Genomic DNA, 13,382 nt, shown 5'->3' on the forward strand with positions numbered 1-13,382 from the left:
GATTTCTTCTAATCAATTAGAAGTGGTGGAAATCCAGGAACAAAGGCGAACGCTGCGCTTCTCCAGAATCCATCCCCTTTCTCCGCTCGACAGAAGGTCTACCAAGTGCGGGAGGGCATAGTGCCCTATTGAGGCTGGCGCCAATAGGAGAACTTACATGACGAAAAGATAAATTAGACAGAGCAAAGTAAAGGCACTATCATGGGTATTTCCCATAAGGAAACGCCAGTTGATAATGCCCTGTCTCTGCATATTGAAGAACTCGGTTAAGTTTCAACTGAGCAGACGTCCTATTAAATCATAAATCCATTCAGAAAAATTGAGAACCAGCGAGAGCATGCTTAATAACATTCCCGACAATAAAAAACCATTTTTCAGCCCTTTTGCTTGGGGGTCTAGGATACTTAAGAAATCCCAAAAATAAATTCCGTTTATGGGAGAACCCCCATTAGCTGCCATTCCGATTTCATCCCCTGACCTAAACAGCTGTCATTATTATTTGGAATTACCTTTATAAGATATTAAATTCAACTATTGTTCAATCGATCTCCTTATCCACCATGAAAACCCAGTCCTCATGCGGACTGGGTTTTCATGGTGGAAGCGAACCGTGGCTGTGCAAAACCACAATTCGCCGGAGTGTGATGATTAGGGTATTTGGTGAAGTAGCTTAATACTTAACTTTTGTACAAGCATTTCGTTGCTCCTCAACGTCGTAGCACCACATCCAAATACTGTGTTATTCTAGTTATATTATAAATAGTGGGGGTGCTATACAATGAGATTAGTTCGATATAGAGTTCAACATTTTAGATCGGTAAGTGATAGTGGTTGGATAGAATGTGATGACGTTACAACACTAGTCGGTGTAAATGAAGCCGGAAAATCAAATTTACTTACTGCTCTTTGGAAACTCAGCCCTGTAAAGGGAGGAAAGATTAACCTACTTGCTGATCTTCCTAGAAAACGATACTCAGAACTTAGGGATAAAGAAAAGAAGCCCATTTTCATTAAAACTGAGTTTGAACTTCCCCACAAATTAATACAGAACCTTGTTAAAATTACTGGCGCTGAGTATGAGGATGTTAGAATTGCTTCAGTCGATAGGGATTTTAATGGTGAATATTTTATCAGCTTTCCTTATTCTAAAGGTAAAACATCAATTCTCGCCGCAGATTTAAGCAGAATTATCGAGAATGCTCTCAACTTAATTGAGCCCTTAGAGGAAGTTGGAAAGACCGAAGAAGGAATAAAAGAAGAGACACTTAAATGCCTCACCGCATCTCTTGAAATCATAGGCGAGAAAGAAGAACTAATTATACCTGATATTAATGCAATTATTGATTGCTTTAATCTCAACTCAAAGGAAATGAAAACTTCAGTTATACGACCAATTTTTATGGACACGTTAAATTCTGTTCGAGAATTTGTAACCATCCTAGAAAGACCCAATCCATCAAGTATAGAGGCAGCCACAAAGTTAGTCTTAAATCAAATTCCATCATTTGTATACTACTCAAACTATGGAAATTTGGATTCCGAAATTTACTTGCCTCATGTCATTGATAATTTGAAACGCTCTGACCTAACTGGTAGCATTGAAGCGAAAGTTAGAACCTTGCGTGTACTATTTGAATTCGTCGGACTCGACCCTCAAGAAATTCTGGATCTCGGTAAAGACCCTGAGCCGGTAAGAGATGCTTACGGCAATATCACACAAGAGCCAACTATTGAGGAAATAAATAAAACCGCTCAAAATAAAACTGAAAGAGACGTTCTCCTTCAATCGGCTTCTGCTAGTTTAACTTCAAAATTCAGAGATTGGTGGAAGCAGGGCAATTACCGCTTTGATTTTCATGCTGACGGTAAGCACTTCCGAATATGGGTATCTGATGAAATCAGACCGGAACAGGTCGAACTAGAAGGAAGAAGCACAGGATTACAATGGTTTCTTAGTTTCTACCTAATATTCCTAGTAGAAAGTCAAGAGTCTCATAGAGGAGCAATTCTACTACTAGATGAAGCTGGACTCTCCTTACATCCCTTAGCCCAAAGAGATTTATCTAAATTCTTTGAAAGTCTCTCTAAAACTAATCAGATTATTAACACTACTCATTCGCCATTTTTGGTAGACACAAGTCATGTTGATCGTGTAAAAGTTGTTTACGTTGATGGCGAAGGATATACAGTTGCTTCCCAAGATCTTAGAGCAGCTGAAGATAAATCTCAAGCTAGATCAGTCTATGCTATACACGCTGCCCTTGGCCTAAGCATTTCTGATACCTTGTTGCAAGGCTGTAAACCAATAATTGTTGAGGGGCCCTCTGATCAGTTTTATTTGAGTGCTATTAAAAATTACTTGATTAGTGAACAACTCATAGCTCCTAAAGAAGAAATAGTGTTTGTACCGTCGGGTGGAGTTCGAGGAGTAGAAGGAATTGCAAGCTTACTTTCAGGTAAAACAGAAGATTTACCTTTTGTATTACTAGATTCCGATAAGCCAGGAAAAGACTTTAAGAATAAGCTGGAACAACGTCTATACAAGGATGCTCCTGGCAAGATCATTGAAATATTTGATATTACCGAAACCGAAGACAGCGAGGTAGAAGATCTTATTCCTTTTGACATGATTAAACCTGGAATAGTACGAATTTTTCGTGAAGTTGAGACTGAAGAGTTCGAAGACGCCTATATTACTGGCAAGCCCTTAATTAATCAAATTCAAGATTTCGCAGAAAAACACAGTATACTTTTACCTGTCGGTTGGAAAGTTGATTTAGCACGACTGGCAAAACAACGACTGCTGCTACAACGTTCAAAAATTGTTGATGAATCTACAAAAAATTCATGGCAAAAACTTTTCATGAAGTTTATTTAACGATTATACAATGAGAGCTCTGTCCTGTAATATGGCCTTGAGGATTGGTGGTAAAAGGGCAAATGTCACAAATATAGATATTTTTAAATGTCCTACAAATCCAGTTTGGAAAGACTTAGATAGACAAACTCGAAAAAATTATTTAAAAAACTGCGAACCATTCTTGATAAGTCAACTTCAGAATACCAATTTAAAATGCATCCTGGTTGATGGCAGTGGTGTTTATTTAGAGTTAAAAAAAGTAATTAAAAATAGTCCGTTTAGATTAAAATCTTCACAACCACTAACTGTACCAATACTCAACAATAAAAAAAGTTGCAAAGTTTATAACGACCAGATTACAGATAACACAGGTAGAATCATTTATGTAACTGGAACAAGCCAAAGAATATCTAGTGATCATCGAGGGCAGTTTGGCAATCTAGGTGACAGGTCTTACGTAGCAGCCTTATTAAGTAGCAATTTAATATAATGTATATCCATCGGTCCTGTCCTGCATTATTCATATTGTGGTTTTATCAACTTGATTATAAAATCGGTCTGAATTGAATCGTCAGGTTTTTCACAGTAAAAATCAGCAAGTTTCATTGAAAGCGAAAGTACCGTCAATAGCGTCACACGAAACCGGTACTGATACTTCTAAAGGTGATTCTGTCCAGATAAGTACCATCATGAACCCCTGTCCATCCTTATCCGTTATGGTTTTGCTTGGACAAGGGTTCAGAAAACCGAACCGTGGATGAGCAAATTCACAATTCGCCGCCGCGTGTTGCTTAGATTGTTTGATGATATGGTCTAGCACTAACACTCGACGCTATCGATCGTTGCGGGTTAACATTATTGCTTAGCTTCAACTAATTGTATTAGCTTTGTCAACGAACTTGAGTAAATCGAGTCATGTCTATGCACAAACCATACCTGCAAATCTCGGTACTCTTCAGGCAAGCGGTGGGAAGCGATTATGCCCTTCTCTTCCGCCTTGGCAATCGATGATCGTGGTAGCATAGACACACCGAGCCCAGCGGAAACCCCATCTAGAATAACTGCTAATGTGCCAAATTCCATAATCTGATATGTGGTCAGGCCAGTTCCTCTCAGTAAACTCTCCGCTTTTGCCCGATGCGTACATCCAACATCGAAAAACAACATCGGCTTCGAAAGCAACTCGTGCATGTCGCTTTTTCCCGGCTCCGAGATCAGCACCAACTCCTCTTCAAAAGCCGCGACATGTTCTATATCTGGATAGACAATTGGTCCATAGACAAAAGCTCCATCAAGCTCGTAATCCAACACCTTTTGTAAGAGAGCATGTGTCACTCCCGTAATGAGCGATAAATTAACATCCGGATATCGTGATTGATATTCGGCCAATAGAGGAGTCAGATGAATGACCGCAGTCGTTTCAATGGAACCTATCCGAAGAGGCCCTGCAGGATGGTCCGAGTATTGTGTAGATTTCACAGCCTCGTCCATCAGAGTCAGTATTTTATCCGCATATCCCAGTAAATTCTCGCCAGCCGGAGTTAGCGTCATCCCTCGATTGGATCGCCGAAATAGGGGGATTTTCAACTGAGCCTCAAGATACTGAATTCGGGTCGTCACATTAGACTGTACATAGTTCAACATTTGCGCAGCCTTGGTTATGCTCCCCTCTTGAGCTACAGCTTGAAATATTCTTAAATCTCCGCTTTCCATTTCTATGTCACCTACTTGGTATGATCATTTATGATACTCACATTCGGTTTTGTTCATTTTACTGTATGATTCCCACTCTGTACAATTCAAAATAGATTCATCGAAATACGAATTACTGGAGGAGTTAGGATGAAAGCAATCGTACATGCTGGGATGAACGGCTTGAAGGGCTTGACATATGAAGACGTCATTGACAAACAGCCGGGCTTCGGCGAAGTAAAAGTAAGGCTGAAAACTGCAGGGTTGAATCATCGAGACTTATTTCTCATGGCGGATCGAACAAATAAGGATGCTCCCCTGATTATGGGTTCTGACGGCGCGGGTATAATTGAAGCGGTAGGTGAAGGCGTAACAAACCTTACAGTAGGTACCGATGTAATCATTAATCCGTGTATCGGATGGGAAATCACCCAAAATGTCCCGACCGTTCCAGCCATAGTGGGCGGTCCTTCGGATGGTACATTCGCCGAGTCTATCATCATCCCTGCGCAAAATGCCGTCAGCAAACCAGCTTACTTGTCTTGGGAAGAAGCTGGAGTGTTGCCCTTATCTGCCTTGACGGCCTATCGGGCTTTGTCCACGAGAGGTCGCTTACAGCAAGGCGAACATATCCTTATTCCAGGTATTGGTGGCGGTGTGGCGACTTATGCCATGCTTATGGCTTCAGCGGCGGGTGCACGAGTCAGTGTCACATCACGCAGTGAAACAAAAAGGCAAGCTGCTCTTGCACATGGGGCAGATCATGCCTTTGACAGTCATAGTGATTGGAAGGAAAGTATGAAAGGAGAAACAGTGGATCTCATCCTGGACAGTATCGGGCCAGCGACGTTCCAACAGTACTTTGATATCATTAAGCCAAATGGCCGTATCGTGACGTTTGGAGCAAGCTCAGGAGATCGAATGGAAATAGCATTACGATCCATATTTTACCCCCAAATCAGTATCATCGGCACCTCAATGGGAAGCAGTGAAGAGTTTATTGCTATGCTTCAATTTATGGAACTCCACTCGATACGCCCTATCATTGATAGTGTCTATCCTTTACAAGAAACCCTTCAAGCCTTTCAGCGAATGCAACAAGGGGAGCAATCTGGGAATATTGGAATAAGAATAGATTGAGACACATGCAATGTGGATAGGCCTCTGATGGAAATGGACCTGAACTTCATCAACAGCTTCATCACATAGAACTTATCGAGTGTGATATTCATTCCGGGAAATTGTTCATCAATTCCTTGAATAAACGCTTCGTAGTTCAATCCCATAAAAGTAACGGCCTGTATCTCCACATTAGTCTGGGTCAGCTTGCTCTTCGGTTCTCTACAAACAGTAAAAATCCACAACCTCATGCGGTTGTGGATTTACATGGTGGAGGCGAGGAGATTTGAACCCCTGTCCGTTTTCTCTACGACTGTACTCCCTATCATATTTCACTAGAAGTCCAAAAAAAAAATCAAGCATAAGCTTGCCCAAGCGGCAATATTATACCTGATTCAAACGTTATCTGAACCAATCATTCTCTTCAATAGCTCTATTTTCAACCCACTGTTTATTACACAACTACTAACCCCGAAGCAGCTCCTCCACCTTCGCCAGAGCACGCTTAGAAGCAGATTGCTGCTCTTCATTACCCTCGTACTCTACGGTGTACCATCCCGTATAGTCGACTTCCTTCAGCTTGGCAACAATATAAGGAAGATCAACGATGCCTTCGCCAGGCACCCGGCCTGCGAACGGCTGGCCGCTTAAGGAGCGGTAGAAACGTCCGTCATAGTCAGCATCCACCTGGACGAAATCCTTCACATGCACATGACGCACCAGACGCTTCAGCTTGTCGATCGCCTCATTCGGATCTTCATCGACCAGCACGAAGTTGCCTGCATCGAACGTAGAGCGCAAATACGGAGAATCGACATCACGAATAACGGCCGCCACCTGATCGGCTTTTCCTACGAATAGCCCGTGATTCTCGAGGCAGAGCATCACATTCTTCTGCTCCGCATAGACAGCCGCTTCTCTCAGCCCGTCAATGATCCACTGCTTCGCTTCCTCGAAGACGAGACCCTCCCGCAGATCACCGGCAAATACACGCACCGTTCCTGCACCGAAGCGTGCCGCGATATCGACACTGCGCGTAATATCAGCCACTTGTAGTTTGCGCTTCTCTTCATCCGGTTCAGCCAAGTTATTACATGCACCGAAGCAAGCAAGCTTAAGGCCCGTGCGCGCTAGAGCCGCATCCACATCATCGAGCTCACGATCCTCTTGGAGATAAATGCTAATTAGTTCAACACCTTGAGCAGCCGTCGTAGCCGCAAAATCGATAAAATCGACATTCGTCCAGCCCTCATTGTAATAAGAATGGCAGCTCCATGAGCTCAGCGCTATTTTCATCTGCTAACATCCACCTTTTCCGTTATATTGGCTGTCATCTATAAGAATGAAGGAAGGAAACCGCCTTCTGAATGTCCTCCTCAGGACGTTCCCCAACCTCCCGCTCAATGGTCAAATAACCGTTATAGCCAATGGCCTGCAGCGCTTTGAAATACGCAGGGAAATCGACGCTGCCCTCACCAAGCGGAACCTCCCGAAAAAAAGCGCCCCGTGTAACCATCTCAGCAATCACTTTATGATCCATTTCACCGTACCCAAGATACCCATACACGGCTCGTGGATCAACCTCCGCCAGCCTTACTCCATCCTTAGCATGCGTATGCACAATATAATCCCGCAGCAGATACACGCCCTGAACAGGATCATCACCCGTTACCATGACCATATTCGCCGGATCGAAGTTCACCGAGACGCCATTCGTCGACAGTGAATCGAGGAATGTTTTCAGACGCTGCGCAGGCTCTGGACCTGTCTCGATGGCAAAATAAGCCCCATTTTCGCTAGCATAACGACTTAGCTCCTCACAAGCCTCCTGCAACGCAGCATAGATGGCTGAGCTGGCGTCCTCCGGCACGATGCCGATATGTGTCGTCACGATAGAGGTGCCGAGATCAAGCGCCAAATCTAATATCCGCTTGGATTTTTCAACCTTCGCTGCATTCGCCGCTCGATCCTGGAAGCCATGACCGCCGAGATCCCCGCACAAGGCAGATATGGTGAGTCCCATGGACGCAATCCGATTCTTCAATTCCACTCTTGCCGTCATCGCTAGGTTGTCAGGATCCATCTCGCCGCTGACCGCATAGATCTGCACACCATCAGCTCCTGCTTCCTTGGCTTTGAGCAGCCCGTTGTGGAGGCCGACTCCGAAGCTCTCCACTATGACACCAACCGGATTAAGCAGCTTCAATTCTGTACTCATCTTAAGCCTCCTTAGCTTCTGCGAAAGCTATTTCCTTGCCAGACGCTGCCGATTGATAAATTCCGCTCAGCATCCGCATCAGCTCTACTCCATCCTCTACAGGGCTAATGGGCTGAGCCAAGCCTAGACAGCAATCCACATAATGAGCGATTTCATTATTGAAGGCTTTCTGGAACTGGAAGGACAGATGATCAATCTGCGGCTCAATATTAACAATCGTGTTGAATTGCTCACCCACTATGACCAGCTCAGGATCAATCTCCGCCCCACCTTTGGTGCCATATATCTTAGCGGTGTTGTCATTGCTTGCCGCATGAAGCGTATAGCTGACGTCGACGAACAAGGAGGCTCCATTCTCGAAGCGAATCAAGGCATTTGCCAGATCCTCGACATCATTCTTCGAAGCATCATAATCTACCGCTTGGTAGAAAGAGAGGCCCTCCACATTAGAGCGATTGCCCAGCTGACGATAGGTGTTGCCGCTGACCGACTTGACCTTGGGCTTGCCCATCAAGTACCAGAGCATATCAATCATATGCACGCCTAGATCAATTAGGGGGCCTCCGCCCGACCGCTCCGAATCGGAGAACCAACCGCCAGGGTTGCCTAGTCTGCGCAAAACGGATGCTTTGGCATAATAAATATCGCCAAGCGCGCCCGCATCCGTATATTTCTTGAGCAGCTGCACCTGATCGCCATATCTGCGGACGAACCCGACCAGCAGCAGCTTGCCGGAACGCCCAACCACTTCTGCTACAGCTTCAGCTTGCTCCAGCGTTCGCGCAAGCGGCTTCTCGCACAGCACATGCTTGCCCGCATCAAGAGCCGCAATCGCAATCTCAGCATGTGAATTGTTCCATGTGCAGATGCTTACCGCCTGAACCTCTGGGTTAGCCAGCAGAGCTCTATAATCGTTATAGACTTGGGGAATTTGATAGACCTCTGCTTTGTCCCTTGCCCGCTCCTCATTCAGATCAGCAATCGCAATGAGCTCCACATTCGAATGAACGGAATAAGCCTCCAAATGCGAGCTCGATATCGACCCTGCGCCAATAACGCCTACCTTCAGCTGTGCCATCTCCACATTACCTCCATGCTTCATATAATCAATTGAATCTATAGTTGCACAATTCCATATATTCAATTTATCATTGCTAATAAAGGAGAGGAATGAACAGTATGGCACAGTTCATGGATTATATGATCAGCTCTAAGCCCCTTCGTATTGTGGATCTAACACTCGATCCCGCCAAGTTGTTCGTTCGCTCGCTCGTAATTCATAACGCAGGTCATCTGCCTGGGCGTACTCTATTCCGGCATGAGGCCGTCTTCAAGCATTATGCCATCGTCTATATCGCTGGAGGCTCAGGTTCTTACCAAGCTGAAGGCGGGGATAAGCAGCATGTCAAGGAAGGCAGTCTCTTCCTCTTTGAGCCTGATGTTTCCTATCATTACGGACCGGATGAGGGCGGATATTGGGATGAGTTTTATTTTACAATTGAAGGCTCTCGCATTCAGGAATGGCTGGAGCATTGGCCGCTGCTTGCCGGCACAGTGAAGCACCTAAGGGCAGAAGCTTCTCAGCAGAATCGGATTGATCGCATCTTTGCTTACATGGAGAGCGGCAGTCCTTCCAATGCAGACCGGGCAGCTCTGCTGCTGGAAGCTGTGCTGTATGAATGGCTGCAGACTGGTCAGCCTACCTATACGAATGTGAAGGAAACGCGCCTAACCCAGCTGCTAGAGGATTTATCAGCCTCGCTGTATGAGCCCTTCGACGCGAAGGCTTTTGCCGATCGGCATCATTGGTCTCTATCGACGCTTCGGCGGACAATCAGCGAATATACCGGCTATGCGCTTCACGATTATGTACACCGGCTGAAGGTAGGCGAAGCGAAGAATATGCTGCTGAATACCGAACTGTCGGTGAAGGAAATCGCGGCAGCGCTCGGATACGCCGACCCGTTCTACTTCTCACGGCTGTTCAAGAAGCAATCCGGTGAAGCTCCACTGCTCTTCCGTAACAATAGACAGTCACAAAAGGCTTGACTCCCCGCGGCAACTTCCTGTATATTAGTGGAAATTAGTTGAATATGGACGGCTTACGATGGAAGCACCCGTAAGAGAAGGCGCGTATGCGCTCTTCTTTTGCAGGTGCTTTTTTTGCGTTTCTGGCCGCCCCACTACTTAAGGAGGTTTTCCATGTCTTTCCGTTTGCGAAGCACCCCCATTTCCCTGCTCCTGCTTGCCTTATGCCTGTCCCTGCTGCTTCCCGCTGCTTCTGTCACTGCCGCCCCATTCGAATTCACCGTGACAGCCAAGACCGCCTTCGACAAAATGACTGCTGCAGCCGATTCCAGCACGAGAACGAAGCTGAAGCAGCAATACGCCGAGCTCCAAACCTTGCAGAAGCAGGATATCGACTGGGATAAGAGGATTAACGATCTTCATTACAAGAATGAAGAAGCTGTGCTATCCACGAAAGCTAGAATAAAGATCATTGATGCGGCTAAGCTCAGCAAGCTGGAGAGTGACATTATGGCGGCCAAGAAGAAATACGAACCTGTCTTCAGCCTATACGACTCGCTTAACAAACAGCTCTCCATCGCCAAATCTCTGAAGAACAAGGAGCTGACCGCCTTCCTCAAGCCGCAGGTAGAGACCGCCAAAGTAGCCGTCCAGCTCGCTAAACAAGATATTAAAGCAAAACAAACCGCTCTATCCACCGCCAAAGCTGCGGCCACCAAGAAGAAAGCACAAATCAAAGCGACTCTAGCTGGGATCGATACGAGCAAAGTGAAGATTAAGTCCGCCAAAAGCACAATCAGCAGCATCAAGAAGCAGTTCACTACGGAAGTCACTATTCTGAATCAGGTGGTGCGGAAGAGTGATGCCTCAGCATCATCAAGCTCCTTCATCCGGCTGCTAGCCTATCAGCGCCAGATCAACGAGCAGAAGCAAAAAATATACACGTTTGAGCGGCAGATCACGAGTGTCATAGCCAGAGCAGATGTACAGCTCGCTGCGAAATAAGAAAAAAGACCTTCTACGAGATCATATGATGATCTCGTAGAAGGTCCCTGCTTATGATTATAGAAATGGCCTGCGATTCAGCACGAGCTGCAGCGGTTTCTCCGTACGCACCAGATCCGGCAGTGCCTCCTGAATAACAGCGAGTCCACTTACCGCGCCGCATAGCGAATGCAAATCCTCCAGCGGCTCTTCAGCATCAGCGCCCAGCCCAGCAACGTACTTCACGAATGGCTCCGAGGTTGTTCGCAGTAAAGACTCCGCCTCAGAGCGAAAGGACGTACGTCTATCATCTGCCGTTGATCCCTCCGCTAATTAAGCAAGAATACGCTCAATACGTGCCAGCTCTTCGTCTGTGAAATCCAATACATTCAACGCTCCAACCGCGTCATCAATCTGGCTCACCTTGCTAGCGCCAATTAGCGCCGACGTTACACGTCCACGACGCAGCACCCAAGCAAGCGCCATCTGCGACAGCTTCTGCCCACGCTCAAGAGCCATGTCATTCAGCTGTCTTACCTTAGCTAACTTAGCTTCACTAAGATCCTCCGGACGCAAGAATACGCTTGGCCCAGCTGCACGGGAGTCTGCTGCAATGCCGTTCAAATAACGGTCGGTCAGAATACCCTTGTCCAGTGGTGAGAAGACAATAGAACCGATACCCTCTTCATCAAGCACATCCTGCAGCCCGTCCTCAATATGACGGTTAAACATATTGTATGAAGGCTGATGAATGAGGCATGGCGTTCCAAGCTGCTTCAGAATGCGCGAAGCTTCACGCGTCTGCTCCGGGCTATAGTTGGATAATCCGACGTACAGCGCTTTCCCTTGACGGACAATCAGATCCAGAGCAGCCATCGTTTCTTCGAGCGGTGTATTCGGGTCTGGACGGTGATGATAATAAATGTCCACATAATCCAGTTCAAGCCGCTTCAAGCTCTGGTCGAGACTGGAGACTAAGCTCTTCTTGGAGCCCCATTCGCCGTAAGGCCCCGGCCACATATAATAGCCAGCTTTAGTTGATATGATCATCTCATCCCGGTATGCTGTGAAGTCCTTGCGCATAATAGCTGCGAACGTTTCTTCTGCCGAGCCTGCTGGCGGGCCATAGTTGTTGGCTAGATCAAAATGAGTGATGCCCAGATCGAATGCTCTCCGCACCATCGCTCTGCCATTCTCGAGCGTATCAATCCCGCCAAAGTTATGCCAGAGCCCCAGTGAAATCGCCGGGAGCTTCAAGCCGCTTCGGCCGCTTCTATTATATGTCATCATGTCGTATCTATTTTCACTTGCCAAATAATTCATTGTATTTCCTCCTCTTATTCATACAATTATTGTCCATATCATTCATTGTAGTAATCAGTTGAGGATAAGCCTATATCAATAAGGATGCTCTTTATGGATTAATGTCTTGTGATGATCGATATAATTTAGGAGATATACCTTTTACCTTCTTAAACATTCTAGAGAACAGCAGCGGGTCCTGATACCCTACTGACCTCGATACTTCGCCTACTGTATACTTGCCTTTACTCAGAAGCTCGCAGGCCTTTTCAATCCGATAATGCAGCAAATACTGCTGCGGCGGTACGCCGAGCGCTTCCTTGAATAGTGCCGATAAGTACTTGCGATCCAGTCCCAAGAACGAGGAGAGCTGTTGGACCGTCATGTTGTCACTGTAATGCGCACGAATGAACTCCATACTCTGATGGACATAGGTATCCTGCTTCTTCATCATGATGCCGCTGCTTGCAGTTATCGGAGCAACCTCAATAAGAACGGACATAAATTCATAGATAATAGCCTGCAAGCGCATCGCCGCACTAGTCTCATGAGAAGCAGCCTCTGTCAGACGTTCATAGAGGCCGGGCATGAGCCTTACATCCATCGGGAAGATCGGTGTCTCTGGTGATAAAGAGGTCAAGTCGAGCGCCGCCGCTGCTTGAGTACCGTAGAAGCCGAGCCAGGAATAGGTCCACGGATCAGCGGAATCCGCTTCATAATACGTAACCACATCCGGATAGATCAGAAAAGCTTGTCCAGCTGTCAATGTGAAGGTGTGGTCTCCCACTCTGACAATTCCTGTTCCTTTGTGAACAAAATGAACTTTGTAGATATCCCGCACCCCAGGGCCAACCGTATGACCTGGCGCACAATCCTCTTTGCCCCAATATTGAAGATAGAGCTCCGGCTTGATCTGCCAAGGTCGCTCTGGATTATATTGAAAGATAGCCATCATCTGCCTCCTCTCTCCCTGCTCTATTATTGCTCTATTCCCGAGCTGCTTGCAACATTAGCACATTGCCTCCAGCGACCCTTCACTCCTCGAATGCTGCACAAATGTCATCATTATCGCTCTCCAGCGACCCTCCGCGCCTCGAATGCTGCACTTACGTCATCATTATCGCCCTCCAGCGACCCTTCCCCCCTCGAATGTTGCACATATGTCATCATTATCGCCCT

The 13,382-nt window shown here is 46.2% G+C and carries 13 protein-coding genes; 5 read left to right on the forward strand and 8 right to left on the reverse strand.

Annotated features, from left to right (window positions below; all coding sequences use genetic code 11):
- Positions 1-273 precede the first annotated feature (273 nt).
- Positions 274-459, reverse strand: a complete 186-nt coding sequence (locus tag AC6ESP_RS11795) for a hypothetical protein (RefSeq protein ID WP_497096925.1) — start codon at positions 457-459, stop codon at positions 274-276.
- 319 nt (positions 460-778) lie between these two features.
- On the opposite strand from AC6ESP_RS11795, the gene AC6ESP_RS11800 reads away from it, so the two are divergent.
- Together AC6ESP_RS11800 and AC6ESP_RS11805 are read left to right on the forward strand one after the other, a co-directional pair.
- Positions 779-2,878, forward strand: a complete 2,100-nt coding sequence (locus tag AC6ESP_RS11800; protein ID WP_497096926.1) for an AAA family ATPase — start codon at positions 779-781, stop codon at positions 2,876-2,878.
- A 31-nt stretch (positions 2,879-2,909) separates the two neighbouring features.
- Entirely contained in the window at positions 2,910-3,350 is a 441-nt protein-coding gene (locus AC6ESP_RS11805; protein WP_497096927.1) for a hypothetical protein, read from the forward strand.
- 365 nt (positions 3,351-3,715) lie between these two features.
- Here AC6ESP_RS11805 and AC6ESP_RS11810 read toward each other — a convergent pair whose 3' ends face one another.
- Complete coding sequence (locus AC6ESP_RS11810) at positions 3,716-4,573, reverse strand: LysR family transcriptional regulator (protein ID WP_497096928.1); 858 nt, start codon at positions 4,571-4,573, stop codon at positions 3,716-3,718.
- 129 nt (positions 4,574-4,702) lie between these two features.
- On the opposite strand from AC6ESP_RS11810, the gene AC6ESP_RS11815 reads away from it, so the two are divergent.
- Entirely contained in the window at positions 4,703-5,692 is a 990-nt protein-coding gene (locus AC6ESP_RS11815; RefSeq protein WP_497096929.1) for a zinc-binding dehydrogenase, read from the forward strand.
- Positions 5,693-6,136: 444 nt separating this feature from the next.
- On the opposite strand, the gene AC6ESP_RS11820 is transcribed toward AC6ESP_RS11815, so the two are convergent.
- From AC6ESP_RS11820 to AC6ESP_RS11830, 3 genes are read right to left on the reverse strand one after another with little or no spacing between them, the layout of a single operon-like run.
- On the reverse strand, positions 6,137-6,967 hold the full coding sequence (locus tag AC6ESP_RS11820) for a sugar phosphate isomerase/epimerase family protein (RefSeq protein ID WP_497096930.1): 831 nt from the start codon (positions 6,965-6,967) through the stop codon (positions 6,137-6,139).
- A 34-nt stretch (positions 6,968-7,001) separates the two neighbouring features.
- Positions 7,002-7,889 (reverse strand): sugar phosphate isomerase/epimerase family protein, encoded by an 888-nt coding sequence (locus AC6ESP_RS11825; protein WP_497096931.1) that lies wholly within the window; start codon positions 7,887-7,889, stop codon positions 7,002-7,004.
- Between the two features lies 1 nt (position 7,890).
- Positions 7,891-8,967: a Gfo/Idh/MocA family protein gene (locus tag AC6ESP_RS11830; RefSeq protein WP_497096932.1), complete on the reverse strand. Its 1,077-nt coding sequence runs from the start codon at positions 8,965-8,967 to the stop codon at positions 7,891-7,893.
- A 101-nt stretch (positions 8,968-9,068) separates the two neighbouring features.
- Here AC6ESP_RS11830 and AC6ESP_RS11835 point away from each other — a divergent pair, with 101 nt between their 5' ends.
- Together AC6ESP_RS11835 and AC6ESP_RS11840 are read left to right on the forward strand one after the other, a co-directional pair.
- Entirely contained in the window at positions 9,069-9,938 is an 870-nt protein-coding gene (locus AC6ESP_RS11835; protein WP_497096933.1) for a helix-turn-helix domain-containing protein, read from the forward strand.
- Positions 9,939-10,091: 153 nt separating this feature from the next.
- Entirely contained in the window at positions 10,092-10,922 is an 831-nt protein-coding gene (locus tag AC6ESP_RS11840; protein ID WP_497096934.1) for a hypothetical protein, read from the forward strand.
- A 57-nt stretch (positions 10,923-10,979) separates the two neighbouring features.
- Here the strand turns inward: AC6ESP_RS11840 and AC6ESP_RS11845 are convergent, their stop codons facing one another.
- From AC6ESP_RS11845 to AC6ESP_RS11855, 3 genes are all read right to left on the reverse strand, one after another.
- Entirely contained in the window at positions 10,980-11,147 is a 168-nt protein-coding gene (locus tag AC6ESP_RS11845; protein ID WP_497096935.1) for a hypothetical protein, read from the reverse strand.
- An 87-nt stretch (positions 11,148-11,234) separates the two neighbouring features.
- Positions 11,235-12,224, reverse strand: coding sequence for an aldo/keto reductase (locus AC6ESP_RS11850; protein WP_497096936.1), 990 nt, complete (start codon positions 12,222-12,224; stop codon positions 11,235-11,237).
- 91 nt (positions 12,225-12,315) lie between these two features.
- Entirely contained in the window at positions 12,316-13,155 is an 840-nt protein-coding gene (locus AC6ESP_RS11855) for an AraC family transcriptional regulator (protein WP_497096937.1), read from the reverse strand.
- Between the last annotated feature and the right edge of the window lie 227 nt (positions 13,156-13,382).

The sequence above is a fragment of the Paenibacillus xinjiangensis genome (genome assembly GCF_059686975.1).